This is a genomic window from Streptomyces sp. NPDC020681 (assembly GCF_044334895.1).
Taxonomy (GTDB): domain Bacteria; phylum Actinomycetota; class Actinomycetes; order Streptomycetales; family Streptomycetaceae; genus Streptomyces.
Window position 1 is genome coordinate 711429 of record NZ_JBIRTX010000002.1, and the last position, 25367, is coordinate 736795.

Here is a 25367-nt window from a genome sequence, read left to right on the forward strand (position 1 = left end):
GGAATCTGCGGTTCCGTTCACGTCAATTCACGACGAACGGTGACGGAGTGCATGCGTTATGTGATGTGCTGGAGACCGGCGCTGAACAGTCGGCGCTTCAGAGTTGTCCCGGGGCATCGAGGGAGGGCGCGGCATGGGGGCGGAGCAGATCAGGCGGTGGGAATCGGGCGCCCTCGCCCACGCCGTGACGGACCCTTTCGGCCAGGGCCCACTCCCCTGGCTCCGCGGCAGCGAGCACTACTTCGACGACACCGGCCAGGTCGTGCCCTGGTACGCGGACCCGGACCGCGGCAGGAGCGCCCGCGGACCGCGCACCGCCGACGACGTACGACGCCAGATCAAGGGCTTCACCTCCACCGGCGCCGTCGCTCCCGGTGAGGCGATCGACTTCCACATCACCGTGGACCCGCCCCAGCAGTTCTCCGTCGACATCTACCGGATCGGGCACTACGCGGGCGACGGCGCCTCGAAGATCACCACCAGCCCGCGTCTCGCCGGCATCGTCCAGCCGTCGCCGCTCACCGCGGACCGCACGGTCTCCTGCCACCACTGGTGGCTGTCCTGGCGACTGCAGGTCCCCACCTACTGGTCGATCGGGGCGTACGTCGCGGTCCTGACCACCGCCGACGGATACCGCTCGCACATCCCCTTCACCGTCCGCCACGACCATCCCGCCGACCTGCTGCTCCTCCTGCCGGACATCACCTGGCAGGCGTACAACCTCTACCCGGAGGACGGCCGGACGGGCGCCAGTCTCTATCACGCCTGGGACGAGGCGGGCCGTCTCCTGGGCGAGCGGGACGCGGCCGTCACGGTCTCCTTCGACCGTCCGTACGCAGGTGCCGGCCTGCCGCTCCATGTCGGGCACGCCTACGACTTCATCCGCTGGGCCGAGCGGTACGGCTACGACATCGCCTACGCCGACGCCCGCGATCTGCACGCGGGCCGCGTCGACCCCACCCGCTACCGCGGGCTGGTCTTCCCGGGCCACGACGAGTACTGGTCGGCCCCCATGCGCCGTACGGTCGAGCTCGCCCGCGACCACGGCACCTCGCTCGTCTTCCTCTCCGCCAACACCATGTACTGGCAGGTCGACCTCGGCCCCTCGCCTTCCGGCGTCGCCGACCGCCTGCTCACCTGCCGAAAACGCCGCGGCCCCGGGAAGCCCGCCCTGTGGCGCGAGATCGACCGTGCCGAGCAGCAGCTCCTCGGCATCCAATACGCGGGCCACGTCCCCGAGCCGCACCCCCTGGTCGTACGGAACGCGGACCACTGGCTCTGGGAGGCCAGCGGCGCCGGCGAGGGCGACGAACTCGCGGGCATGGTCGCGGGCGAGGCCGACCGGTACTTCCCGCGCACGGCGCTCCCCGAGCACCAGGGCCGGATCCTGCTCGCCCACTCCCCGTACCAGGACGGCGAAGGCGCCCAGCGCCATCAGGAGACCTCCCTGTACCGCGCGCCCTCCGGCGCCCTGGTCTTCGCGTCAGGCACCTTCGCCTGGTCCCCGGCGCTCGACCGGCCGGGCCATGTCGACACCCGGATCCAGCGCGCGACCGCCAACCTCCTTGACCGCATCTGCAAACGGGACTAGGCCTAGGCCCTGGACACCGGAAGCGCGAAGAGACGCCTCACCGGCCCCCTGGCCAGGCCCGCGCTCCCGGCGTACGGGACAATCGGTGCCGTTGGACATCATGACGGGGAGGAACCGTGTCCGGATTCGTCGAAAAGCCCGAGCCGCTCCAGGTGCCGGGCCTGGTGCATCTGCACACCGGCAAGGTGCGCGACCTGTACCAGAACGAGGCGGGCGACCTCGTCATGGTCGCCAGCGACCGCATGTCCGCCTACGACTGGGTGCTGCCCACCGAGATCCCGGACAAGGGGCGGGTCCTCACCCAGCTCTCGCTCTGGTGGTTCGAGCGCCTGGAGGACATCGTCCCGAACCACGTCCTGAGCACCGACCTCCCCGACGGAGCGCCCGCGGACTGGGCGGGCCGGACGCTCGTCTGCAAGTCGCTGCGCATGGTCCCCGTCGAGTGCGTCGCCCGCGGCTATCTCACCGGCTCGGGGCTGGCCGAGTACAACCAGTCCCGTACGGTCTGCGGCCTGGCGCTGCCCGAAGGGCTGACCGACGGCTCCGAACTCCCGGCACCGATCTTCACGCCCGCCACCAAGGCCGCCGTCGGAGAGCACGACGAGAACGTGTCGTACGAGGAAGTCGCCCGCCAGATCGGCGCCGAGACCGCCGCGCAGCTGCGCCAGGCGACGCTCGCCGTCTACAGCCGGGCCCGCGACATCGCCCGCGAACGCGGCATCATCCTCGCGGACACCAAGTTCGAGTTCGGTTTCGACGGTGACGAGCTGGTGATCGCGGACGAGGTGCTGACTCCGGACTCCTCGCGCTTCTGGCCCGCCGGGAGCTGGGAGCCGGGCCGGCCCCAGCCCTCGTACGACAAGCAGTACGTCCGCGACTGGCTGACCTCGCCGGCCTCCGGCTGGGACCGCGCGAGCGAGCAGCCGCCGCCCGCGCTTCCGCAGGAGATCGTCGAGGCGACCCGGGCCAAGTACCTGGAGGCGTACGAGCTGCTGACTGGCGCGACCTGGTCCTAGGTCGTGTCCGCAGCGGGACACGAAAAAGGCCCCGGTCACAAGGACCGGGGCCTTTTTTCTGAGCGGACGACCAGGTTCGAACTGGCGACCTCAACCTTGGCAAGGTTGCGCTCTACCAACTGAGCTACGTCCGCATGCGCCGTAGCGCGGAGACCACTATACCCAACCTCGCTGGCGTGCGAGACGGGCCGCCGTATGACGGTTCTCCGCACCCAGCTTGGAGACGGCCGACGAGAGATAGTTCCGCACCGTCCCCTGCGACAGCGAGGCCCGCTCCGCGATCTCCGCGACCGGTGCCCCGTCCGCCGCCAGCTCCAGTACTTCCGTCTCCCGCGCGGTCAGCGGCGAGTCCCCGGCGGAGATCGCGTCGGCCGCCAACTCCGGGTCCACATAGCGGTTTCCGGCGTGCACGGTACGGATGATCTCCGCCAGCCGCCTAGCGCTGACGGTCTTCGGGACGAAGCCCCGCACACCCGCCGTCAGCGCCCTTTTGAGATGGCCCGGCAGCCCATGACTGGTGACGATCATCGTCCGGCACTCGGGCAGTTCGGCACGCAGCGATGTGGCCACACTCACACCATCGGCCCCCGGCATCTGCAGATCGAGCACCGCGACATCGGGCCGGTGTGCCCGGGCCATGGCGAGCGCCTCGGTGCCGGAGGCCGCCTCGGCGACCACCACAAGATCGTCTTCGAGCGCGAGCAGCGCGGCGAGTGCGCCGCGGATCAGATGCTCGTCGTCGGCGAGGAGCACGCGTACGGTCACACCGCCTCCTTGATGTCCCGGCGGATGCCCTGGCCGAGGGGGACCCGCGCGGTCAGGCGGAAGCGTCCGCCGGCGGACGGTGCCGCGTCGAGCGTGCCGGACACCGCGGACAGCCGTTCCCGCAGGCCCGCCAGGCCCGAGCCCGGAGAGCTCCCATCGGTCCCGGCGGCTCCGTCCGCTCCGTCGTTCTCGACGACCAGGACCACCGTGCCGTCCGCCGCGTTCACCGAGATCGTGCAGCGCCGCGCGTCCCCGTGCCGCAGTACGTTCGTGGTGGCCTCCCGGACCACCCAACCCAGTGCCGACTGCACATCGCCGGGCAGTTCCGCGCCACTTGACTCGACTGCGCAGTCGATCCCGGCAGCCGCCAACACGCCCCGAGCGCCCTCCAGTTCCACCTGCAGGTCCGCCTCCCGGTAGCCGCGCACCACGTCGCGCACCTCGCGCTGCGACTCCTGCGCGATGCGCTGGACCTCGGTCATCTGGTCGACCGCCTCGGTCCGGCCGCGCCGGGCCAGTTGCACCGCCAGTTCGCTCTTCAGCGCGATGACGGCGAGGTTGCGGCCCAGCACATCGTGCAGGTCGCGGCCGAACCTCAGCCGTTCCTCCGCGACCGCGAGCCGCGCCTGTACGTCGCGCGCCGACCGCAGCTCCCACATCACCGCGAGCATCCACATCGACGCCCGCGCGGTGAAGGCCATCCACCCGGTCAGGAAACCGACGGACACCAGGGCGACCAGCACCTCGTCCGCCGGGCGGCCGGTCAGCGCGACCAGAGCGCACACCACGGCCAGCACGGCCGCCTGCACCAGAACCGTGGTGCGATTGCGTACGAGCAGACAGTGCACGATCAGGAACGGCACCAGCGCGGCCGCCAGCATCGTCGGCAGCAGCCCGCCCTCGTCGACCGCCGCCGCGAGCACCGTCACGGCGGACGCCTCCGCCACCGTCGCCCCCGCCGCCCACAGCAGCAGCTTCCGCGGCACCTGACCCTGCCCCAGATACGCGTCCATCGCGTGCCGGGCGAGCTTCCCGCAGAGCAGGCCCTCCGCGACGGCCAGCAGCGAGGCGGTCCCGACCAGAACCAGCTGCCAGTCCTCGCGGACCGGCAGGGCCATCAGCAGCAGTGCCAGCCCGAGGACCGCCGCCCACACGATCAGATAGAGCGTGCCGCGCGTGTACAGGTCCACCTTGGCCAGTCCGCTGCGGCCGCTCCAGCCCTTCACCCGCACAGCCATCCGCGTACTCCCTCGTGCCTGCGTGCTCAGCGGCGCGGCTCCCAGCGGAACCACCGCTGCACAGCAAACACCGAGATCACGGTCCAGGCCAGGGCGGTCAGCGCGGCGCCCAGCACGTCCATGGCGCCGGCGCCGCCCAGCCATCCGGCGCGTACGAGCGTCATCACACCGGTCAGCGGAAGCAGTTCGCACACCGACGCCATCCGCTCCGGCAGCACTTCCAGCGGGACGACCAGCCCGGAGCCCGGAAGCGAGATCAGGAACATCGGCATCGTGGTGAGCTGCGCGCTCTCCACGGTCCGGGTCAGGCTCGCCGTGGCCGCCGCAAGCGCGGCCATCAGCACCATCCCCAGCAGCACGCCCAGCACCAGCAGTTCGGGCCGCCGAGGCGCGTCCAGGTCCAAAAACGCGACCCCGGCCACCACCAGCAGGACGCACTGCACGAGCGCGACCCCGGCGGCGGGCAGCGCCGTCCCGACGAGGATCTCGTGGTCCGGCACCTCGCCCGTACGCAGCCGCTTCAGCACCAGTTCCTCGCGCCGCGCCACATAGGCCGAGACGAGGTTGAGATGGACCACCAGGATCAGCACGATCCCGAAACCGCCGGTCATCACCGCTTCGCCGACGCTCATCCCGGCGTCGGAGAGATCCATCCCGTCCAGCGCCGACATCAACGGCACCACCATGAACGCGGGCATCGCCAGCGCCACGGCGAGCGCGGTCCGGTTCCGTACGAGCAGCGTCAGTTCGGCCCGCCCCAGAGCGGTCAGCCGTCCGGTCATCGCAGTCATGTCACACCCCTGCCGTCTCGGTCTGCGCGATTGCGATGTCGAGAAAGGCCTCTTCGAGGGAGGCCGAGCGCGCGTCGAGCCCTTCGAGCCGTACGTCCGACTCCCGCGCCCACAACAGCAGTTCGCCCAGCGACTCCTGCAGCCGGTGCGTACGGATCTCGATCCGCCGCCCCTCCGCCGCGGCCTTCAGGGACAGCGGCAGCCGCCCCGGCGGCACCTCTTCGGGCAGCGCGAAACGGATCCGGGCCGGCCGCTCGGCCGTCACCTCCGCCGGTGTGCCCGCGGTGACGATCCGCCCCCGGTGCATGATCGCCAGCCGGTCGGCCAGCGATTCGGCCTCCTCCAGATAGTGCGTGGTCAGCAGCACGGTGGTGCCGCCCTCCTGCAGCGCACGCACCAACCGCCAGGTGTCGCGCCGTCCTTCCGCGTCGAGGCCGGTCGTCGGCTCGTCGAGGAAGAGCACCTCGGGCCTGCCGAGCAGCGCCAGCGCCAGATCGAGCCGCCGCCGCTCGCCGCCGGACAGCTGTTTGACCCGTACGCCGGACCGTTCCGCGAGACCGACCAGCTCCAGCGCCTGACGGGTCGGGCGCGCGCCAGTGGTGCAGCCCGCCCACATCCGTGCGGTCTCGGCGACGGTGAGATCGGACGGGAAGCCGCCCTCCTGGAGCATCACGCCGATCCGGGGGCGCACGGCGGCCCGCTCGCGATACGGGTCGTGGCCCAGCACTCGTACCCGGCCGCCGTCCGGAGCGGTGAGGCCTTCCAGCAGTTCGACCGTGGAGGTCTTGCCCGCGCCGTTCGTGCCCAGCAGCGCGAAGATCTCGCCGCGGGCGACGGCGAAGGAGATCCCGGCCAGCGCTTCGAAGCCGCCGGCGTAGCGCCGCCGCAGCGCCTCGGCCTCGATCACATACTCGTGAGTGGTCATGCTTCAAGGCTTCCGCCGACCGGGAGAACCGGGCAGTGCGTGCTGTCATCGGCGTCCATGACAAATGTCATGGGACACGGGGCCGTGGAGAAGAGGGGAGACGGGGGAGACAAACGAAGAAGGCCCCGGTCTTCTCGACCAGAGCCTTCATTCTGTGGAGCGGACGACGAGATTCGAACTCGCGACCCTCACCTTGGCAAGGTGATGCTCTACCAACTGAGCCACGTCCGCATTGCTGCCGCTCAGCTCTCACTGGGCGGTGCGAGCACCACTCTACCTGATCCACTTCAGTGGCCCGGTAAAGCGATGAGAGCGGGTGACAGGAATTGCACACTGCGCCTTCCCCCTGGAAGGGGGATGTTCTACTACTGAACTACACCCGCACGCTGCGTGAGGCCGGACCTTGCGGCCTCGCCCCTCGGCGTGCTGCAGACTCTAGCCGACCAGCGGGGGTGCAGTGCAACTCGGATCGGCGCGCGTCTCTCGGCCGCTTCTCAACTGGCCTCGCGGAACGCCTCGTAGACCGCCTTGGGGATGCGGCCGCGGGCCGGCACGTCCATCTTGTTGGACTGCGCCCAGGCTCGAACGGCCGCGGGCGCGGGCTCAACCGCGGTGTGCCGGTAGGTGATGCGGGACTTGTCGCGCTTCCCGGCGTTTGTCTGCTTTCGGCCGGCGGCCATGTACGGCGCCAGGGTCTTGCGCAGTTTCTTTGCATTGGCGGGATTGAGGTCGATCTCGTACGACTTCCCGTCCAGGGCGAACGTGACCGTTTCCGCCGCTTCTCCGCCGTCGATGTCGTCGGAGAGTGTGACCACTACTCGCTGAGCCACGGATCTCGGTCCTTTCCTGCGGTATCACCGGTTCTGACATGGGGCGATACCGGCTTTCCGGCTGCTGAGGGGCAATGCTGCTTTCCTCTGTATTCCTTTGTACAGCGAGTTGCGCCGCATTGTGAAGCCCATGCAATTGCATGCGCGTGTCCTTGGCAATGGCAGGCGGTAATTTTTTCCCGGATTTTCTCCGAACGTTACGCCAGACGTTCGCCAGATATCTACCCGCGTAGATTTTCCAGCCGGGTACGCTGATGGAACCGCCATCGCAACACACCACCGGGAGTGCCCGTGGCACGCGTCGTAGTCGACGTCATGCTCAAGCCCGAGATCCTCGACCCCCAGGGACAAGCGGTGCAGCGCGCACTGCCCCGCCTCGGATTCGACGGGATCGCGGACGTACGTCAGGGAAAGCGCTTCGAGCTCGAGGTGGAGGGCCCGGTCGACGACGCCGCCCTCGCCCGCATCCATGAGATGGCCGAAACGTTCCTCGCCAACACCGTCATCGAGGACTTCGTCGTGAAGGTGGAGTCGTGACGGCTCGCATCGGCGTCGTCACCTTCCCCGGCACGCTCGACGACCGGGACAGCCTGCGGGCCGTACGTCTCGCCGGCGCCGAGCCCGTATTGCTCTGGCACCGCGACAAGGACCTCAAGCAGGTCGACGCGGTGGTCCTCGCCGGCGGCTTCTCGTACGGCGACTATCTGCGGGCCGGAGCCATCTCGCGGTTCTCCCCGGTGATGGAGACGATCATCGACGGGGCGAAGGCGGGCCTGCCGGTTCTCGGCATCTGCAACGGCTTCCAGATCCTCACCGAGTCGCATCTGCTGCCCGGCGCGATGCTCCGCAACAACCATCTGCACTTCATCTGCCGCGACCAGAAGCTGCGGGTGGAGAACGCGGACACCGCCTGGACCGCCGACTACGAACAGGGCCAGGAGATCTCCGTACCGCTGAAGAACATCGACGGCCGGTACGTCGCTGACGAGCGGGTGCTGGACGAGCTCGAGGCCGAGGGCCGGGTCGCCTTCCGCTATCTCGACGGGAACCCGAACGGCTCGCTCCGTGACATCGCGGGCATCACCAACGCCGTCGGCAATGTCGTCGGCCTGATGCCGCACCCCGAGCATGCCGTCGAGCCCCTGATCGGCACCGGCCGCACGGACGGCCTCGCCTTCTTCACCTCGATCCTCAAGAAGCTGGTCAGCTCATGACTCTGGACACTGTCAAGCACGCGACGGGGACCCCGGACGTCGAGCAGCCGTGGAAGGAACTCGGCCTCAAGCAGGACGAGTACGCGCGCATCCGCGAGATCCTCGACCGCCGTCCCACCGGCGCCGAGCTCGCCATGTACTCCGTCATGTGGTCCGAGCACTGCTCGTACAAGAGCAGCAAGGTCCATCTGAAGCAGTTCGGCGAGAAGGTCCCCGAGAACGACGCCATGCTCGTCGGGATCGGCGAGAACGCGGGCGTCGTCGACGTCGGCCAGGGCTACGCGGTCACCTTCAAGGTCGAGTCGCACAACCACCCGTCGTACATCGAGCCCTACCAGGGCGCGGCCACCGGCGTCGGCGGCATCGTCCGCGACATCCTCGCCATGGGCGCCCGACCGGTCGCCGTCGTCGACCCGCTGCGCTTCGGCGCGGCCGACCACCCGGACACCAAGCGCGTGCTGCCGGGCGTCGTCGCGGGCATCGGCGGCTACGGCAACTGCCTCGGCCTGCCGAACATCGGCGGCGAGGTCGTCTTCGACGAGTGCTACCAGGGCAACCCGCTGGTCAACGCCGGCTGCATCGGCGTGATGAAGCACGAGGACATCCACCTCGCGCAGGCGTCGGGCCCCGGCAACAAGGTCATCCTGTACGGCGCCCGCACCGGCGGCGACGGCATCGGCGGCGTCTCGGTCCTCGCGTCCGAGACCTTCGAGTCGACCGGTCCGGCCAAGCGGCCGGCGGTCCAGGTCGGCGACCCGTTCCAGGAGAAGCTCCTTATCGAGTGCACGCTCGAGATCTTCAAGGAGAAGCTGGTCGCGGGCATCCAGGACCTCGGAGGTGCGGGCCTGTCCTGCGCCACGAGCGAGCTGGCGTCGGCCGGTTCCGGCGGCATGCGCATCGAGCTCGACACGGTGCCGCTGCGCGATGCGACGCTCTCGCCCGAGGAGATCCTCATGAGCGAGTCGCAGGAGCGCATGTGCGCGATCGTCGAGCCGGACAAGGTCGACCGGTTCATGGAGATCTGCGAGAAGTGGGACGTCATCGCCACCGTGATCGGTGAGGTGACCGAGGGCGAGCGGCTGGAGATCTTCTGGCACGGCGAGCAGATCGTCGACGTACCGCCGCGGACCGTCGCCCACGAGGGCCCGGTCTACCACCGTCCGTACGCCCGTCCGGAGTGGCAGGACGCGCTCCAGGCCGACGACGCCAACAAGCTTGCCCGGCCCGCGACTTCGGCCGAGCTGCGCGAGCAGGTGCTGAAGCTGGTCGCATCGCCGAACCAGGCGTCGAAGGCGTGGATCACCGACCAGTACGACCGCTTTGTGCAGGGCAACACCGTGCTGGCGCAGCCGGAGGACGCGGGCATGGTCCGGATCGACGAGGAGTCGAATCTGGGCGTGGCCATGGCGACCGACGGCAACGGCCGGTACGCGAAGCTCGACCCGTACATGGGCGCGCAGCTCGCGCTGGCGGAGGCGTACCGCAATGTCGCCGCCTCCGGCGCCAAGCCGCTCGCCATCTCGGACTGCCTGAACTTCGGTTCGCCCGAGGACCCGGCCGTCATGTGGCAGTTCGCCGAGGCCACGCGCGGTCTCGCGGACGGCTGCCTGCAGCTCGGCACGCCGGTGACCGGCGGCAATGTCTCGCTGTACAACCAGACCGGCGAGACGGCGATCCACCCGACGCCGGTCGTGGCGGTCCTCGGTGTGATCGACGACGTCAACCGCCGTACGCCGATCGCCTTCCGCGAGGAGGGCCAGCTGCTCTACCTGCTGGGTGACACCAAGGAGGAGTTCGGCGGCTCGGCCTGGTCCCAGGTGATCCACGACCACCTCGGCGGACTGCCGCCCGCCGTGGACCTGGACCGCGAGAAGCTGCTGGGCGAGATCCTGATCTCGGCCTCGCGCGACGGCATGATCGACGCGGCGCACGACCTGTCGGACGGCGGTCTGATCCAGGCGGTCGTCGAGTCCTGCCTGCGCGGCGGCACGGGCGCGCGGCTGGTCGTGCCGGACGGTCTTGACGCCTTCACCTTCCTGTTCAGCGAGTCGGCGGGGCGCGCGGTCGTGGCGGTGCCGCGCAGCGAGGAGCTTCGCTTCACCGACATGTGCGGGGCGCGCGGGCTGCCGGTGACCCGGATCGGTGTCGTGGACGGTGACTCCGTGGACGTGCAGGGCGAGTTCAGCGTCGCGCTGAGCGAGCTGCGCACGGCGCACGAGGCGACGATCCCGGGCCTGCTGGTCTGAGCCGTTCCGCTGTTTGAGCCCCTGCCCGGGTCTTTTCCGGGCAGGGGCTCTTTGCTTGTCCACATCGCTCGCCCAGGTCTCCTGTCCACATCCATTGTGCGAGATTACGTAGTTACGTATATTGGTGGTCATGGATCTGGAGGAACGCGTCACCGAGCTGGAACGCCGGCTCGCTGCGCTGGTGAAGGAGGACCGCGGGGGTCCGAAGCTGGTCGAGGGTGACTTCTGGGCGCTGGAAGGGCTCAAGTCTCAGCTCGCCGAGGTCGAGGCGCCCGACGGCGGCGTGCTGTTCACCGGAGCCGTACGCCTGCCGACGCAGGAGCGGTACGAATGGCAGTACGGCGCGCTCACGGACGGGCTGCTCGACGACGACTGGTCCGATGCCGCCGACTCCTTCGCCGCGCTCGGCCATCCGGTCCGGTTGCGGCTGCTGCGCGAGATACTCGGCGGCCGGCGCACCGCGGCCGAGCTCACCGAGCTCGAAGGCCTCGGCACCACCGGCCAGATCTACCACCATCTGCGCCAGCTGACCGGCGCGGGCTGGCTGCACACCACGAGCCGTGGCCGCTACGAGGTGCCGGGCGCGCGTGTCGTGCCGCTGCTCGTGGTGCTGGCCGCGGGCCGTCCATAGGGGGAATTCCATGTCTGTTCGTAAGGCGTCGGACCGCAAGACCGCGGTCATCGTGAACCGCGTGCTGTGGCTGGTGTTCGGCCTGCAGGCGCTCGCTTCAGTCTTTGTGGACCTGCCGTACAACTGGTGGCTGGGCTGGCTGCCCGCGCTGGGCGCGATCGCCATCACCGTCGCGCTGGCCCGTGCCGACCGGCGGCGGTTCGCCGGCGGGACTCGGGAGCCGGTTGTGACCGAAGCTCCGGTCACCGGCCGGTGGTCCGCCTTGAACAGCCCCACCGACAGGGTGCCGAGCCATGGCACGCACCAGTACGGGCAGACGTACGCGATCGACATCGTGGCCGAGCCGGAGGAGGGCATACGCCCGGCGTTCGCCTGGCTCTGGCCGATCGCCCGCCGCAGCCAGGACTTCCCGGCCTTCGACGCCCCACTGCTCGCCGTCGCCGATGCCACGGTCGTGCGCGCGGACGACAGCAGGCGCGACCATCTGAGCCGCAATTCACTGCTCGCGCTGCTCTACTTGCTGCTGATAGAGAGCGCCGTCCGGGCTCTGGGCGGCGCGGGCTGGGTCACCGGCAATCACCTGGTCCTCGACCTCGGCGACGGTACGTACGCGATGTACGCGCATCTGCGGCACGGCTCGCTCGAAGTCCGGGTCGGCGACCGGGTGCGTGCGGGTCAGCAGGTGGCCCGCTGCGGGAACTCGGGCAACTCCACCGAGCCGCATGTCCACTTCCAGCTGATGGACGGGCCGGATGTCGACACCGCGCGAGGCATCCCGTTCCGCTGGCGGAACATAGGCGTGCCCGCGAACGGTGAGTCGTTCACGGCGGCGGAGCAGACGCTGCCCTCCCGAACGCGTCAGCTGCCCTCCTGAACGCATCAGGAGGGCAGCGGGAGGGCCGTCCCCAGGTGGCCGACGTCAGCCTGCGCCCCAGAAGGCGTCCTCTTCGTCGATGTCCTCACTGCATTCGTCGATATCGCTGATCTTGCCGCCGACGATGGTGAAGAACAGCCCGCCTTTCATTTCGATGCCGCGATCGCCTCGCTCGGCATAGAACTTGTGGACCGACATCGCGTGCCCGCGCCCGTCCGCCAGAACGGTTTCCAGCTTGACACGCATGGTTCCCTCGGTGAGTTCGCCCATCCGCCGGTACATGTCCAGGACGTTGTCCCGGCCCTTGAAGTGCCCGGAGACCTGACTCGATCCCGGGGAGTGATGAACACAGTCCGTCGTCATCAGCGTGCCGAGTGTGTCCATGTCTCCTTTGCTGAATGCTTCGTAGCCCCGGCGCACCAGGGCGCTGTCCGGGTGCTCACCCATGGTCATTTCCTTCCCTTTGCCACTCCGCCCCTTTTTATCTTCCGCCGAGTAAGGGACCCCTGCCATGCGGCGGGACTGACTAATCTCGGGCACATGCCTCCGGCCAAGAAACGCCTCCGCAGTTATGACTCCGCCAAGACCCGCACGGCCGTTCTCGCGCAGTTCGAACACGTACGGAAAGCGGTCGGCACACTCGCGCCCGAGCAGTTCGAGCTGCCGACGCGCCTCGGGGACTGGACCGTGCGCGAACTGACCGTGCATCTCGCCACGGCCGTCGGGGTCGTCGGCAGGTACCTGGGACTTCCCGAGGCCCAGAAACAGGAAGTCGCGCTGCTGGACTGGCCGTTCGCCACCGCCACGGCCGCCGGGCGGGTCGACGAGGACACCAGGGCCGTCGCGGCGCGCTGGGACATCGGCAAGCTGTATGCGAGCACGGGGGCTCGCATACAGGAGCTCTTGCCCGGGGCGTCGGACGACCGTCTGGTGCCAACGCGTTTCGGAGGCATGCGCCTTGCGGACTTCCTGGTGACGCGAACGGTCGAGCTGATCGTCCACACCGACGATCTGAACGAGGCGACCGGCCTCGCCGTCCCGTACGACCGTCAGGCGCTGGCGGCCTGCACCCGGCTGCTGGCCGACGCGCTCGCGATGAAGGCGCCCGGCGGCTCGGTCGAGGTGCGTGTGCCGCCGTACGCCGTCGTGCAGTGCGTCGAGGGCCCCCGGCACACCCGCGGCACCCCGCCCAATGTCGTCGAGACCGATCCGCTGACCTGGATCCGGCTGGCCACCGGGCGTACGGGCTGGGCCGAGGCGCTGGACGCGGCGAAGGTCAGCGCGAGCGGGGAGCGCGCGGACCTCGGACCGCTGCTGCCGATCCTCGGCTAAGGCCTGTCGTAGCGGTGTTTGCAGGGTGGAACCGGAGCCTCACCCGCCCCGTCCCATGGGTATGCGTAACCAGCTGAGCATTCCTTTCACCGCCCTGGCCCTCCTCGCGCTCGCCGCGTGCGGCACGGAATCGGGATCGGATTCCGGGTCCGGCGCCGATTCCGGCGGCTCCGTGGCGACCGATCTGCCGCTCACCGGCGTGCACTGGACCGTCGACAGCGTGACCGTCGACGGAAAGAAGTCCGCGGCACCCGGTGGTGCGCATGTCGAGATCACCGAGAAGGGCCGTGCGCAGGGCAACTACGGCTGCAACCACTTCGGCGCGGACGTCACCGTCGACGGCGACACGATCACCGTCGGCCCCGGCGAGATGACCGAGATGGCCTGCGCCGAGGACGTCCAGGGCTTCGAGAACGCACTGCGCGACACGTTCACCGGCAAGCTCAAGGCGAAACTCGCCGACGCCGAGAAGAAGCTCACCCTGACCACCGAGAAGGGCGACTCGATCACACTCACCTCTGAGCCCGCGGCCCCACTGGTCGGCACCAAGTGGACGGTGAACTCGCTGGTCACCGGCGAGGTCGCGGCCTCGCTGCCGGCCGGCACGGAGAAGAACGCGCATCTGACCTTCGGCAAGGACGGTTCCGTGCGCGGCAACCTCGGCTGCAACAACTTCACGAGCACGGCAAAGATCTCCGGCGACACGATCACCTTCGGCCGTCTCGCGACGACGCGGCGTATGTGCGCGGGCACGGCGATGACGCTCGAGAGCCATCTGCTGAAGGTGCTGGAAGGAAATGTGACGTACAAGGTGGAGCACCGCGGACTGTCCCTCACCGGCCCTAACGGCACGGGAGTGTCCGCGACGGCGGCCCCTGTGAAGTGACCGGCCGGGCCGTTTGCCGGTGGCCCGGAGTGCCCTCTGAGGGGTGATCCACCATCCCCAATTCGGACCAGTGGTCGATCTCGCCTACACTCGGTGCCGTGCCACGTGGTGACGGTCGACTCAATCACGATCTGCTCCCCGGTGAGAAAGGCCCCCAGGACGCTTGTGGCGTCTTCGGTGTCTGGGCTCCCGGCGAAGAGGTCGCAAAGCTCACTTATTTTGGGCTCTACGCCCTCCAGCATCGCGGCCAGGAATCCGCGGGAATCGCGGTGAGCAACGGCTCGCAGATCCTTGTCTTCAAGGACATGGGCCTTGTCTCCCAGGTCTTCGACGAGACTTCGCTCGGCTCTCTCCGGGGCCATATCGCGGTCGGTCATGCCCGCTACTCGACCACCGGCGCCTCCGTGTGGGAGAACGCTCAGCCGACCTTCCGGGCCACCGCCCACGGCTCGATCGCGCTCGGCCACAACGGCAATCTGGTCAATACCGCCCAGCTCGCCGAGATGGTCGCCGACCTCCCGCGCCAGGACGGCCGCGCCACCCAGGTCGCCGCCACCAATGACACCGACCTCGTCACCGCGCTCCTCGCGGGCCAGGTCGACGGCGACGGCAAGCCGCTGACGATAGAGGAAGCGGCCGCCAAGGTCCTCCCGGAGGTCCTGGGCGCGTTCTCGCTGGTCTTCATGGACGAGGGCACGCTGTACGCCGCCCGCGACCCGCAGGGCATCCGCCCGCTCGTCCTCGGCCGCCTCGACCGCGGCTGGGTCGTCGCGAGCGAGTCCGCCGCACTCGACATCTGCGGTGCGAGCTATGTCCGCGAGATCGAGCCCGGCGAGATGATCGCCATCGACGAGAATGGTCTCCGCACCTCCCGCTTCGCGGAAGCGAAGCCCAAGGGCTGTGTCTTCGAGTACGTCTATCTCGCCCGTCCGGACACCGACATCGCCGGCCGGAACGTCTATCTCTCCCGTGTCGAGATGGGCCGCAGGCTTGCCAAGGAAGCCCCGGTCGACGCCGATCTGGTGATAGCGACGCCGGAGTCCGGCACCCCCGCCGCGATCGGCTACGCCGAGGCCAGCGGCATCCCGTACGGCTCCGGCCTGGTGAAGAACGCCTATGTCGGCCGCACCTTCATCCAGCCGTCGCAGACCATCCGTCAGCTCGGCATCCGCCTGAAGCTGAACCCCCTCAAGGAAGTCATCCGCGGCAAGCGCCTGGTCGTCGTCGACGACTCGATCGTCCGCGGAAACACCCAGCGCGCCCTGGTCAAGATGCTCCGCGAGGCCGGCGCCGCCGAGGTCCACATCCGGATCTCTTCCCCGCCGGTGAAGTGGCCGTGCTTCTTCGGCATCGACTTCGCGACCCGCGCCGAGCTGATCGCCAACGGCATGACGATCGAGGAGATCGGCACGTCGCTGGGCGCCGACTCGCTCTCGTACATCTCCCTCGACGGCATGATCGAGGCGACCACCATCGCCAAGCCGAATCTCTGCCGCGCCTGCTTCGACGGCGAGTACCCGATGGACCTTCCCGACCCCGAGCTGCTCGGTAAGCAGCTTCTGGAGACCGAGCTGGCGGGCGGCGCCGACGCCGCCGACGCGCTCCGTCGTCCGTAACCCCTGCAGTACGACACGAAAGCTCCCAGCCATGCCTGAGACAACCGGTGCCAGCTACGCAGCCGCGGGCGTCGACATCGAAGCGGGTGACCGCGCCGTCGAGCTGATGAAGGAGTGGGTCAAGAAGACACAGCGCCCCGAGGTCCTCGGCGGCCTCGGCGGTTTCGCCGGTCTCTTCGACGCCTCCGCCCTCAAGCGCTATGAGCGTCCGCTGCTCGCCTCCGCCACCGACGGCGTCGGCACGAAGGTCGACCTCGCCCGCCGGATGGGCGTCTACGACACGATCGGTCACGACCTCGTCGGCATGGTCGTCGACGACCTGGTGGTCTGCGGCGCCGAGCCGCTGTTCATGACCGACTACATCTGCGTCGGCAAGGTCCACCCCGAGCGCGTCGCCGCCATCGTGAAGGGCATCGCCGAGGGCTGTGTGCTGGCCGGCTGCGCGCTGGTCGGCGGCGAGACCGCCGAGCACCCGGGCCTGCTCGGCGAGGACGACTTCGATGTCGCCGGCGCCGGTACGGGAGTGGTCGAGGCCGACCGTCTGCTGGGCGCGGATCGTATCCGTACGGGTGACGCGGTCATCGCCATGGCGTCCTCCGGCCTTCACTCCAACGGGTATTCGCTGGTCCGGCACGTGCTGTTCGACCGCGCGAAGCTGGCGCTGGAGCAGCAGGTCGAGGAGTTCGGCCGGACGCTGGGCGAGGAACTCCTCGAGCCCACGAAGATCTACTCGCTGGACTGCCTGGCGCTGACCCGGACCTGTGAGGTGCACGCCTTCAGCCACATCACCGGCGGCGGTCTCGCCAGCAACCTGGCGCGGGTCGTTCCGGACGGACTGCACGCGATCGTCGACCGTTCGACCTGGACTCCGGGCCCGGTCTTCGATCTCGTCGGCAGGACGGGCCAGGTCGAGCAGCTCGAACTGGAGAAGACGCTGAACATGGGCGTCGGCATGATCGCCGTCGTCCCCGAGGAGTCGGTGGACGTGGCGCTGGCCACGCTCGCGGACCGCGGCGTCGACGCCTGGGTGGCCGGCGAGATCACCGACCGCGGCGAGCACACCACAGGTGCGGCGCTGACCGGCACGTACTCAAGTTGACCGCCGTCGCAAGCTGAACAGCACAGAACCCGGTCCGGGGTGCATCCCGGACCGGGTCGGTGTGTGCCTAGTGAAACGGCTCAGTACAACGTCAAGCGCCGCGGCGCTGTGACGACGGACCGGACTCGTCGTCCTCGTCATCGTCGTCGTTGTACAGATCCGCGTACTGTGCGTACGGGTCGTCTTCCTCGTCGTCGTCCTCGAACGGCTCGCCGTTCGGAGGCTGACTCGAAGTCGAAGCGCCCAGCTCGTTGGCCAGACGCGACAGGTCAGTCCCGCCGCTGTTGTACTTCAGCTGGCGGGCGACCTTTGTCTGCTTGGCCTTGGCCCGGCCGCGCCCCATGGCTCGACCCCCTCGGTGACGGGGCTCGACGGCCCCAGAGTCTTGACACGCGTTCATGATTCGGAACGGGCTCTCCGCGGAGAGACCGGTCCGTAGGGCTTCAACGGTACCTGCTTCCGCGGCCATACGGTACGCCGCCCGCATGACGCGCCACTTGGCAGGACCCGCGGGGAGCCCTGTCCCCGCTGGTCAACTGCGATTTTAACCTCTTCTTGGCAGCCGACCCGCCGACTCCGGGTGAGTCTTGTCTCCCAGGGCCCTCTCGGGGGCGGCGGGCCGGCCCGGCGACGTCAGCGCTTGCGGGCTTCCGCCATGCGGTGCTCGGCGATCCGGTCGGCCGCGGCGGCCGGCGGAATCCCGTCTTCCTTCGCACGTGCGAATATTGCCAGCGTGGTGTCGAAGATCTTCGACGCCTTCGCCTTGCAGCGGTCGAAGTCGAAGCCGTGCAGCTCGTCGGCGACCTGGATCACGCCACCGGCGTTCACCACGTAGTCGGGCGCGTAGAGGATCCCGCGGTCGGCGAGGTCCTTCTCGACGCCCGGGTGCGCGAGCTGGTTGTTGGCCGCTCCGCAGACCACCGTGGCGGTGAGCGCGGGCACGGAGTCGTCGTTCAGGGCGCCGCCGAGCGCACAGGGCGCGTAGACGTCCAGGCCCTCGGTGCGGATCAGCGCGTCCGTGTCCGCGACGGCGATGATCTGCGGGTGCTTGTCGAGAATCCGGCGTACGGACTCCTCGCGCACATCGGTGATGACGACCTCCGCGCCGTCCTGGAGCAGGTGCTCGACCAGGTGGTGGCCGACCTTGCCGACGCCCGCGACGCCGACCTTGCGGCCGCGCAGCGTCGGGTCGCCCCACAGGTGCTGGGCCGAGGCGCGCATGCCCTGGAAGACGCCGTAAGCGGTGAGGACGGAGGAGTCGCCGGCGCCGCCGTTCTCCGGCGAGCGGCCGGTGGCCCAGCGGGTCTCGCGTGCGACGACGTCCATGTCGGCGACGTACGTGCCGACGTCACAGGCCGTCACATAGCGGCCGCCGAGGGAGTCGACGAACCGGCCGTAGGCGAGGAGCAGCTCCTCGCTCTTGATCCTCTCCGGGTCGCCGATGATCACGGCCTTGCCGCCGCCGTGGTCGAGGCCGGCCATGGCGTTCTTGTACGACATCCCGCGCGAGAGGTTCAGCGCGTCCGCGACGGCCTCCTCCTCGGAGACGTACGGATAGAAGCGGGTGCCGCCGAGGGCGGGGCCCAGAGCGGTCGAGTGGATGGCGATGACGGCCTTCAGGCCTGAGGCGCGGTCCTGGCACAGCACGACTTGTTCGTGGCCGCCCTGGTCGGAGTGGAACAGGGTGTGCAGGACGCCGTCGGTCACATCGGTCACGGTGGTGACTCCCAAGTACGAAGCGGCGGGATGAAGGACTTCCTGCGGGTGGGGAAGTCCCAGTTGGGCACGAGGGTAAGTGCTACGCCAGCGTAGATCCGACGAGGTGCTGAGGATCACCCCCTGGCGGAGTACTGGCGTGGAAGGATTCGCGACATGCCAGCGCTGTCCTCGGTCCTCGTTCCTTACGCGGCCTACCTGCGGGTCTACGAGCCGCTGGCGGCATTCCCGGAGCCTGAACGCAGCCACTGGGCGCGGTACGCCCGGCGCGAGTCCACACCCACCGCTCAGGACGAACTCCGGCGCTCGCTGGCGGACTTGCTCCCGACGCCGCCGGTGCCGGTGCCGGTCCACGAGAGCGGCGACGCGTTCGTGACCGAGGTGGACGAGGTGGTCTGCGTCTGCCCGTGGCGGACCCGGCTGCGCGGCTGGCTGGCGCTGGAGTCGCTGGCGGACCAGCTGCCGACGCCGCTGCTGGACGCGGTGCTGCCGCCGGTGGTGCGCGGACAGGCTGCCGCGGACTACGAGCAGTGGCGCGAGCGCAACCCGGACGCGCGGCCGTGGATCAGGACGGCGGTCTGGCAGGTGCCGGTGCGCTGGTTCGTGCTCTTCTCGGACTCCGAGCGCGAGTACGAGCCGGCCGGGCCGGCGGCGGCCGTGCTGCGCTACCGCACGCCCATGGTGCAGGCCAGGCGCCGGGTGGCGCGGGCGCTGAAGACGCTGCGGGACTCGGTGGACGAGGGCGGTCTTGCCGAGGGCCTGGTGGACGTCGGGCGGTGGCTGGAGGAGTTCCATCCGCGTTCGCTGGTCGAGCTGGACTACGGCGGGCTGGTGCACGCGCTGAGCGCGCCCCAGCTCGCGGAGGACCACTCGGCGGCGGACGTGGCGGCCGGCATCGGCGCGCTGCGGGCCGGCGACAGCGAGGGCGCGGGTGAGGCGTACGCCAGGCTTGTGGAACGGTGGCGTGCTGTGAGAGACCTTCAGTTCGCCAACTGAGCGATTGTGTGGGTCCTTGACGACCATTGAGGTCCTCGATGACAACCCTCGAGGTCCTCGGTCCAGGACGTAGGTCCCGATCCGGGCCTTTGCCTCAAGCGTGACGGACGGCACTAACCAGGCCCTTGCGCCCATCGCCTACCCTCGTGTCAAAATAGGACAAGGAGTCCGGGGAGGACTCCTTCCGTCCAAGTATGGGTGGAATACTCGGCATTGCGCTCTATGGGGGGTCTGATGACTCCTGATCGCTCTGTGACTGATCGTCACTGTGGCGTGACTGTCCGTTATGGCATGGTCCATCGGACTTCCGCCGTTGATGAACACCTCAGAGGGCAATTCCGTCGGTTTGGCCGACGTGGCTGGACAGATGGTGTAGTTGTAGTGCCGAGGACAAGCCGTTCGTCCTATAACCGACTCGGCCCGCGTCCGCCCATTTCGGGCAACGCGGGTCAAGGTGCAGAATTTAGAGGAAAGAACCGAGAAGGTTCGGTTCTCCCGAGGAGGCCGCTCATGACCGCTCGCACCCCTGATGCCGAGCCGCTGCTGACCCCGGCTGAGGTTGCCACGATGTTCCGCGTGGACCCGAAGACGGTCACCCGTTGGGCCAAGGCTGGCAAGCTCACGTCCATCCGCACGCTCGGTGGACATCGCCGGTACCGCGAGGCAGAGGTCCGCGCACTGCTTGCGGGCATTCCGCAGCAGCGCAGCGAGGCCTGACACACCCCGTTGATCGGGCGATTCCGGGACCCCTATCCCGGTTAACCCCCTTATAGCTCCACATGACGGGCGTCAGCCCCAACTGACGTCATCATCGAACGGCATCGATCGCGCTGGACTCCGCCGGGTCCAGCGCGATCTTTTTGTGCCCTGGTGTGTGCCCCGGTTTGCGCCCCGGGGAGGGGCGGTCGGGAGGCCGCGGTGGTGCTCAGAGGGTGGTGCAATTGCACATATTAAATTGGTTGGTTGTAGGGAGGGGGTAAATTCCCCACTTCTGAAAACCCGTGCGGTGACTCCCGTCACACTGCACAACCCTTGCGCAAGTCGGGCCTGCCACCGACTCACTTGGCGGCGTGACCCGGGTCCTCGGCGGCGGGTGGCTCGGCGGCCGGCTCGGCCGAGGGCTCCATGGCGAGCCGTAGGAGGCGATGGCAGATGGGGCAGTGGCGGGTCAGATGCCGATAGCCGGACGCGGCCTTCAGATGGGCGCGCAGAAGCGCTCTGGTCTCGTGCTGCCTCGCTGCGGACGCCGCCATGCACGTCACCTCCGGTGTGTGCCGTCCCGTAGGGCCTGTCTTGTGGAAAGGCAGGCCCTAGTCATTGGGTACCGGTGGCAGATGACGCCGTCAAGGGCGGGAAACGCCGAAGGCCCGCACCTCTTGAGGTGCGGGCCTTCGATTCCTACGCGCGGTCCTGACGGGATTTGAACCCGCGGCCTCCACCTTGACAGGGTGGCGAGCACTCCAAACTGCTCCACAGGACCAGGTTTTCGCATGCCCACGCTCGCAAGTTGTCACTGCGTGCGCCTGGCTGCGAGAGAGACTGTACAGCAGGTCAGTGGGTGCGGTCGAACTCGATGCAAGGCGCCCCGCCGGGTCAGGGCGCCGCCGCGTCGATCGCCTTCACGATGCGCTTGTCGGAGACCGGATGCGCCGTGCCCAGCGCGTGCGCGAAGTAGCTGACCCGCAGCTCCTCGATCATCCAGCGGATGTCCAGGACCTCCTGCGGGACCGGCCGGCCCTGGGGCAGCTGCTCCAGGAGCCAGGCGTACTCGTCCTGCATCTCCTGGACCTTCTCCATGCGTGTGGTGTCCCGCTGGACCCCCGTCGGCATCTGCTGGAGCCGGCGGTCCACGGCGACCAGATAGCGCATCAGGTCCGGCAGCCGCCGCAGTCCCGTCCTGGTGACGAAGCCCGCCGGCATCAGCGCCGCCAGCTGCTCCCGTACGTCCTGGACGTTGTTGACGAGCGTCAGGCTGTTCGTCGCCTTGAGACGGCGTTCACAGGCCTGCCACGCCGCGAGGATCTGCTGCACCTGGCCCACCGTGCGTACGGTCGCGTCCACGAGATCCGCGCGCACCTTGTCGTACAGCTTCCGGTAGGACTCCTCGTCCCAGGCCGGTCCGCCGTGGTCGGCGATCAGCTTGTCCGCGGCGGCCGACGCGCAGTCGTCGAAGAGCGCCTGGACCGAGCCGTGCGGATTGCGGGACAGCGCGAGCTTCTGCTGGTTGCTGAGCCGGTCCGAGGCGAACTTGGCAGGGTTCACCGGGATCCCCAGCAGGATCAGCTTCCGGGTGCCGCGCCACATCGCCTGCTGCTGCTCGGCCTCGGTGTCGAAGAGCCGTACGGAGACGGTCTCGCCGTCGTCGACCAGCGCCGGGTACGCCTTGACGGGCTGGCCGGCCCGCCGGGTCTCGAAGACGCGGGTGAGCGTGCCGATCGTCCAGTCCGTGAGGCCCGAGCGCTCCAGCGACTGGCCGGAGCCGGACGGGCCGGTCGTGGCGGCGGCCGCGGCCTTGGAGAGGGCCTGGCGCGCCTTGGGCTTCAGCCGGAGACTCAGCGCCTCGAGGTCCTTGTCCTCGGCGAGCTTCTTGCGGCGCTCGTCGACGATCCGGAACGTGATCTTCAAGTGGTCCGGGACCTTCGCGAGATCGAAGTCGTCCGCGGTGACCGGCACGCCGACCATCCGCTGGAGCTCGCGGGCCATCGTGACCGGCAGCGGCTCCTGCAGGGGCACGGCCCGCTCCAGGAACGCCTTCGCGTAGTTCGGCGCCGGGACGTAGTGGCGGCGGATCGGCTTCGGCAGCGAGCGGATCAGCTCGATGACGACCTCTTCGCGCAGGCCGGGGATCTGCCAGTCGAAGCCCTCGTCCGTGACCTGGTTGAGCACCTGGAGCGGGACGTGGACGGTGACGCCGTCCGCGTCGGCGCCGGGCTCGAACTGGTACGTGACCCTGAATTTCAGCTCGCCCTGCCGCCAGGCGTCCGGATAGTCGTCCTTGGTGACCGCGCCGGCCTTCTCGTTGATGAGCATCTCGCGCTCGAAGTCGAGGAGTTCGGGCTCCTCGTGGCGCTTGTGCTTCCACCAGGAGTCGAAGTGCGCGCCGGACACCACGTGTTCGGGCACCCGCTGGTCGTAGAAGTCGAAGAGTGTCTCGTCGTCCACGAGGATGTCGCGGCGACGGGCCCGGTGCTCCAGCTCCTCGACCTCGGTGAGGAGTCTGCGGTTGTCCGAGAAGAACTTGTGGTGTGTGCGCCAGTCGCCCTCGACCAGCGCGTTGCGGATGAAAAGCTCGCGCGAGATCTCCGGGTCGATCCGGCCGTAGTTCACCTTGCGCTGGGCGACGATCGGCACGCCGTACAGCGTGACCTTCTCGTACGCCATCACCGCCGCCTGGTCCTTCTCCCAGTGCGGCTCGCTGTAGGTGCGCTTGAGCAGGTGCTGCGCGACCGGCTCGATCCACTCCGGCTCGACCTTGGCGTTGACCCGGGCCCACAGCCGGGACGTCTCGACGAGCTCGGCGGACATGATGAAGCGCGGCGGCTTCTTGAACAGCGCCGAGCCGGGGAAGATCGCGAACTTGGCGCTGCGCGCGCCCAGGTACTCGTTCTTGTCGGTGTCCTTGAGCCCGATGTGGCTGAGGAGCCCCGCGAGAAGCGAGGTGTGGACGCTTGTCTCCGGGGCGTCGTCCTCGTTGATGTGGATGCCCATGGTCTTGGCGACCTGGCGCAGCTGGGCGTAGATGTCCTGCCATTCGCGAATGCGCAGGAAGTTCAGATACTCCTGCTTGCACATCCGGCGGAAGCTGGACGATCCGCGTTCCTTCTGCTGCTCGCGGACGTACCGCCAGAGGTTCAGGAAGGCGAGGAAGTCGGAGGTCTCGTCCTTGAACCGGGCGTGCTGCTGGTCGGCCTGTGTCTGCTTGTCCGCCGGCCGCTCACGCGGGTCCTGGATGGAGAGCGCGGCCGCGATCACCATGACCTCGCGTACGCAGCCGTTCTTGTCGGCCTCGATGACCATACGGGCGAGGCGCGGGTCGACCGGCAGCTGCGCGAGCTTGCGGCCGAGCGGGGTGAGCTTCTTCTTCGGATCCTTCTGCGCCGGGTCGAACGCGCCCAGTTCCTGGAGGAGTTGGACGCCGTCGCGGATGTTGCGGTGGTCCGGCGGGTCGATGAAGGGGAACTTCTCGATGTCGCCGAGCCCGGCCGCGGTCATCTGCAGGATGACGGAGGCCAGGTTCGTACGGAGGATCTCGGCGTCCGTGAACTCCGGGCGGGCCTCGAAGTCGTCCTCGGCGTAGAGCCGGACGCAGATGCCGTCGGACGTACGGCCACAGCGGCCCTTGCGCTGGTTGGCGCTGGCCTGGCTGATCCGCTCGATCGGCAGCCGCTGGACCTTGGTGCGATGGCTGTAGCGGGAGATACGGGCGGTGCCGGGGTCGATCACGTACTTGATGCCGGGGACGGTGAGGGAGGTCTCGGCGACGTTGGTGGCGAGGACGACCCGGCGGCCGGTGTGGGGCTGGAAGACACGGTTCTGCTCGGCGTGCGAGAGCCGCGCGTACAGCGGCAGCACCTCGGTGAATCGGTACGCCTTCTTGTTCAGCGCGTCCGCCGTGTCGCGGATCTCGCGCTCTCCGGAGAGAAAGACCAGGATGTCGCCCTTGCCCTCGCCCTGAAGCTCCTCGACGGCGTCGCAGATCGCGGTGATCTGGTCGCGGTCGCTCTCCTCGCTCTCGTCCTCGAGGAGGGGCCGGTATCGCACTTCGACCGGGTACGTACGGCCGCTGACCTCGACGATCGGCGCGTCGCCGAAGTGGCGCGAGAAGCGCTCCGGGTCGATGGTCGCGGAGGTGATGACCACCTTCAGGTCCGGCCGCTTGGGCAGGAGCTGGGCGAGATAGCCGAGCAGGAAGTCGATGTTGAGAGACCGCTCGTGGGCCTCGTCGATGATGATCGTGTCGTAGGCGCGCAGCTCGCGGTCCGTCTGGATCTCGGCGAGCAGGATGCCGTCCGTCATCAGCTTGAGGAACGTCGCGTCCTGGTTGACCTGGTCGGTGAACCGGACCTTCCAGCCGACGGCCTCGCCCAGCGGGGTGCGGAGTTCCTCCGCGACGCGTTCCGCGACGGTACGGGCGGCGATCCGTCGCGGCTGCGTATGGCCGATCATGCCGCGTACGCCCCGGCCCAGCTCCATACAGATCTTGGGGATCTGGGTCGTCTTGCCGGAGCCGGTCTCACCCGCGACGATCACCACCTGGTGGTCCCGTATCGCCTCGAGGATCTCGTCCTTCTTCTGGCTGACCGGTAGCTGCTCCGGGTAGCTGACCTCGGGCGCACGCGCGGCACGCAGATCGAGCCGCTCCTTGGCCCTGCCTGCCTCGGTGGCGATCTCGTCGAGCACGGCCTGCCGCGCCTCGGGCTTGCGGATGCGGCGGGCGCCTTCGACACGCCGGCCGAGCCGGTGGGCGTCGCGCAGCGACACCCCGGCCAGCAGGGTCTGAAGGTCGGCGAAGGAAGTAGACATACGGATGCCAGGATCGCACCCCCGGGAAAGCACTGGCGAACGCATTTCGTTCGGGGGACGACGAAGGCCCCGTCCAGC

23 protein-coding genes and 4 tRNA genes are annotated in these 25367 nt (G+C 68.8%); 13 read left to right on the forward strand and 14 right to left on the reverse strand.

Annotation, left to right across the window (positions count from 1 at the left end; genetic code table 11):
* Positions 1 to 133 precede the first annotated feature (133 nt).
* Positions 134 to 1591 carry a N,N-dimethylformamidase beta subunit family domain-containing protein gene (locus tag ACH4YL_RS06885; RefSeq protein ID WP_398505481.1) on the forward strand — a complete coding sequence of 486 codons (1458 nt, stop codon included), beginning with the start codon at positions 134 to 136 and terminating at the stop codon, positions 1589 to 1591.
* A gap of 116 nt (positions 1592 to 1707) precedes the next feature.
* Positions 1708 to 2607: a phosphoribosylaminoimidazolesuccinocarboxamide synthase gene (locus ACH4YL_RS06890; protein ID WP_398505483.1), complete on the forward strand. Its 900-nt coding sequence runs from the start codon at positions 1708 to 1710 to the stop codon at positions 2605 to 2607.
* Between the two features lie 61 nt (positions 2608 to 2668).
* Here ACH4YL_RS06890 and ACH4YL_RS06895 read toward each other — a convergent pair.
* The 8 genes from ACH4YL_RS06895 to ACH4YL_RS06930 form a co-directional block, all read right to left on the reverse strand.
* Positions 2669 to 2741 (reverse strand) — tRNA-Gly (locus ACH4YL_RS06895).
* Between the two features lie 22 nt (positions 2742 to 2763).
* Positions 2764 to 3372: a response regulator gene (locus ACH4YL_RS06900; protein ID WP_398505485.1), complete on the reverse strand. Its 609-nt coding sequence runs from the start codon at positions 3370 to 3372 to the stop codon at positions 2764 to 2766.
* Positions 3369 to 4610, reverse strand: coding sequence for a sensor histidine kinase (locus tag ACH4YL_RS06905; RefSeq protein WP_398505487.1), 1242 nt, complete (start codon positions 4608 to 4610; stop codon positions 3369 to 3371). The genes ACH4YL_RS06900 and ACH4YL_RS06905 overlap by 4 nt, the downstream gene beginning before the upstream one ends.
* Positions 4611 to 4636: 26 nt before the next feature.
* Positions 4637 to 5401 (reverse strand): ABC transporter permease, encoded by a 765-nt coding sequence (locus ACH4YL_RS06910; protein ID WP_398505489.1) that lies wholly within the window; start codon positions 5399 to 5401, stop codon positions 4637 to 4639.
* 1 nt (position 5402) lies between these two features.
* Positions 5403 to 6326, reverse strand: coding sequence for an ABC transporter ATP-binding protein (locus ACH4YL_RS06915; RefSeq protein ID WP_398505491.1), 924 nt, complete (start codon positions 6324 to 6326; stop codon positions 5403 to 5405).
* A gap of 155 nt (positions 6327 to 6481) precedes the next feature.
* Positions 6482 to 6557: transfer RNA gene (locus tag ACH4YL_RS06920), tRNA-Gly, on the reverse strand.
* A gap of 80 nt (positions 6558 to 6637) precedes the next feature.
* Positions 6638 to 6709 (reverse strand) — tRNA-Gly (locus ACH4YL_RS06925).
* 111 nt (positions 6710 to 6820) lie between these two features.
* Positions 6821 to 7156 carry an Lsr2 family protein gene (locus tag ACH4YL_RS06930; RefSeq protein WP_398505493.1) on the reverse strand — a complete coding sequence of 112 codons (336 nt, stop codon included), beginning with the start codon at positions 7154 to 7156 and terminating at the stop codon, positions 6821 to 6823.
* 291 nt (positions 7157 to 7447) lie between these two features.
* Between ACH4YL_RS06930 and purS the strand changes: the two genes are divergently transcribed.
* The 5 genes from purS (at position 7448) to ACH4YL_RS06955 (ending at position 12121) form a co-directional block, all read left to right on the forward strand.
* Positions 7448 to 7693 carry a phosphoribosylformylglycinamidine synthase subunit PurS gene (gene purS, locus ACH4YL_RS06935; RefSeq protein WP_215092426.1) on the forward strand — a complete coding sequence of 82 codons (246 nt, stop codon included), beginning with the start codon at positions 7448 to 7450 and terminating at the stop codon, positions 7691 to 7693.
* Positions 7690 to 8370, forward strand: a complete 681-nt coding sequence (gene purQ, locus ACH4YL_RS06940; protein WP_398505495.1) for a phosphoribosylformylglycinamidine synthase subunit PurQ — start codon at positions 7690 to 7692, stop codon at positions 8368 to 8370. Before purS ends, purQ begins: the two co-directional genes overlap by 4 nt.
* The gene (purL, locus tag ACH4YL_RS06945; RefSeq protein WP_398505497.1) at positions 8367 to 10616 is read left to right on the forward strand and encodes a phosphoribosylformylglycinamidine synthase subunit PurL; all 2250 of its coding nucleotides are present in this window, start codon (positions 8367 to 8369) and stop codon (positions 10614 to 10616) included. Before purQ ends, purL begins: the two co-directional genes overlap by 4 nt.
* A 130-nt stretch (positions 10617 to 10746) precedes the next feature.
* The gene (locus tag ACH4YL_RS06950) at positions 10747 to 11247 is read left to right on the forward strand and encodes an ArsR/SmtB family transcription factor (protein ID WP_398505499.1); all 501 of its coding nucleotides are present in this window, start codon (positions 10747 to 10749) and stop codon (positions 11245 to 11247) included.
* Positions 11248 to 11257: 10 nt separating this feature from the next.
* Positions 11258 to 12121, forward strand: a complete 864-nt coding sequence (locus ACH4YL_RS06955; RefSeq protein WP_398505501.1) for a M23 family metallopeptidase — start codon at positions 11258 to 11260, stop codon at positions 12119 to 12121.
* A gap of 45 nt (positions 12122 to 12166) precedes the next feature.
* On the opposite strand, the gene ACH4YL_RS06960 is transcribed toward ACH4YL_RS06955, so the two are convergent.
* The gene (locus ACH4YL_RS06960) at positions 12167 to 12568 is read right to left on the reverse strand and encodes a nuclear transport factor 2 family protein (protein ID WP_398505503.1); all 402 of its coding nucleotides are present in this window, start codon (positions 12566 to 12568) and stop codon (positions 12167 to 12169) included.
* Positions 12569 to 12661: 93 nt separating this feature from the next.
* On the opposite strand from ACH4YL_RS06960, the gene ACH4YL_RS06965 reads away from it, so the two are divergent.
* From ACH4YL_RS06965 to purM, 4 genes are all read left to right on the forward strand, one after another.
* On the forward strand, positions 12662 to 13453 hold the full coding sequence (locus ACH4YL_RS06965) for a sterol carrier family protein (protein WP_398505505.1): 792 nt from the start codon (positions 12662 to 12664) through the stop codon (positions 13451 to 13453).
* 61 nt (positions 13454 to 13514) lie between these two features.
* Positions 13515 to 14339 carry an META domain-containing protein gene (locus ACH4YL_RS06970; RefSeq protein ID WP_398505507.1) on the forward strand — a complete coding sequence of 275 codons (825 nt, stop codon included), beginning with the start codon at positions 13515 to 13517 and terminating at the stop codon, positions 14337 to 14339.
* Between the two features lie 98 nt (positions 14340 to 14437).
* Entirely contained in the window at positions 14438 to 15955 is a 1518-nt protein-coding gene (purF, locus tag ACH4YL_RS06975) for an amidophosphoribosyltransferase (RefSeq protein WP_398505508.1), read from the forward strand.
* A gap of 31 nt (positions 15956 to 15986) precedes the next feature.
* A complete protein-coding gene (purM, locus tag ACH4YL_RS06980) occupies positions 15987 to 17054 on the forward strand; it encodes a phosphoribosylformylglycinamidine cyclo-ligase (protein WP_398505510.1) in 1068 nt (355 codons plus the stop codon).
* 91 nt (positions 17055 to 17145) lie between these two features.
* Here purM and ACH4YL_RS06985 read toward each other — a convergent pair whose 3' ends face one another.
* Positions 17146 to 17397, reverse strand: a complete 252-nt coding sequence (locus ACH4YL_RS06985) for a DUF3073 domain-containing protein (protein WP_360873139.1) — start codon at positions 17395 to 17397, stop codon at positions 17146 to 17148.
* Positions 17398 to 17687: 290 nt separating this feature from the next.
* Complete coding sequence (locus tag ACH4YL_RS06990; RefSeq protein WP_398505512.1) at positions 17688 to 18770, reverse strand: Leu/Phe/Val dehydrogenase; 1083 nt, start codon at positions 18768 to 18770, stop codon at positions 17688 to 17690.
* 156 nt (positions 18771 to 18926) lie between these two features.
* Between ACH4YL_RS06990 and ACH4YL_RS06995 the strand changes: the two genes are divergently transcribed.
* Together ACH4YL_RS06995 and bldC are read left to right on the forward strand one after the other, a co-directional pair.
* The gene (locus ACH4YL_RS06995) at positions 18927 to 19766 is read left to right on the forward strand and encodes a hypothetical protein (RefSeq protein ID WP_398505514.1); all 840 of its coding nucleotides are present in this window, start codon (positions 18927 to 18929) and stop codon (positions 19764 to 19766) included.
* A gap of 510 nt (positions 19767 to 20276) precedes the next feature.
* Entirely contained in the window at positions 20277 to 20483 is a 207-nt protein-coding gene (bldC, locus tag ACH4YL_RS07000) for a developmental transcriptional regulator BldC (protein ID WP_003949541.1), read from the forward strand.
* Positions 20484 to 20824: 341 nt separating this feature from the next.
* Here the strand turns inward: bldC and ACH4YL_RS07005 are convergent, their stop codons facing one another.
* The 3 genes from ACH4YL_RS07005 to hrpA all read right to left on the reverse strand — a co-directional run bounded on the left by ACH4YL_RS07005 (position 20825) and on the right by hrpA (position 25289).
* Entirely contained in the window at positions 20825 to 21019 is a 195-nt protein-coding gene (locus tag ACH4YL_RS07005; RefSeq protein ID WP_398505516.1) for a DUF6274 family protein, read from the reverse strand.
* A gap of 152 nt (positions 21020 to 21171) precedes the next feature.
* Positions 21172 to 21246: transfer RNA gene (locus ACH4YL_RS07010), tRNA-Asp, on the reverse strand.
* 113 nt (positions 21247 to 21359) lie between these two features.
* On the reverse strand, positions 21360 to 25289 hold the full coding sequence (gene hrpA, locus ACH4YL_RS07015) for an ATP-dependent RNA helicase HrpA (RefSeq protein WP_398505518.1): 3930 nt from the start codon (positions 25287 to 25289) through the stop codon (positions 21360 to 21362).
* Positions 25290 to 25367 lie beyond the last annotated feature (78 nt).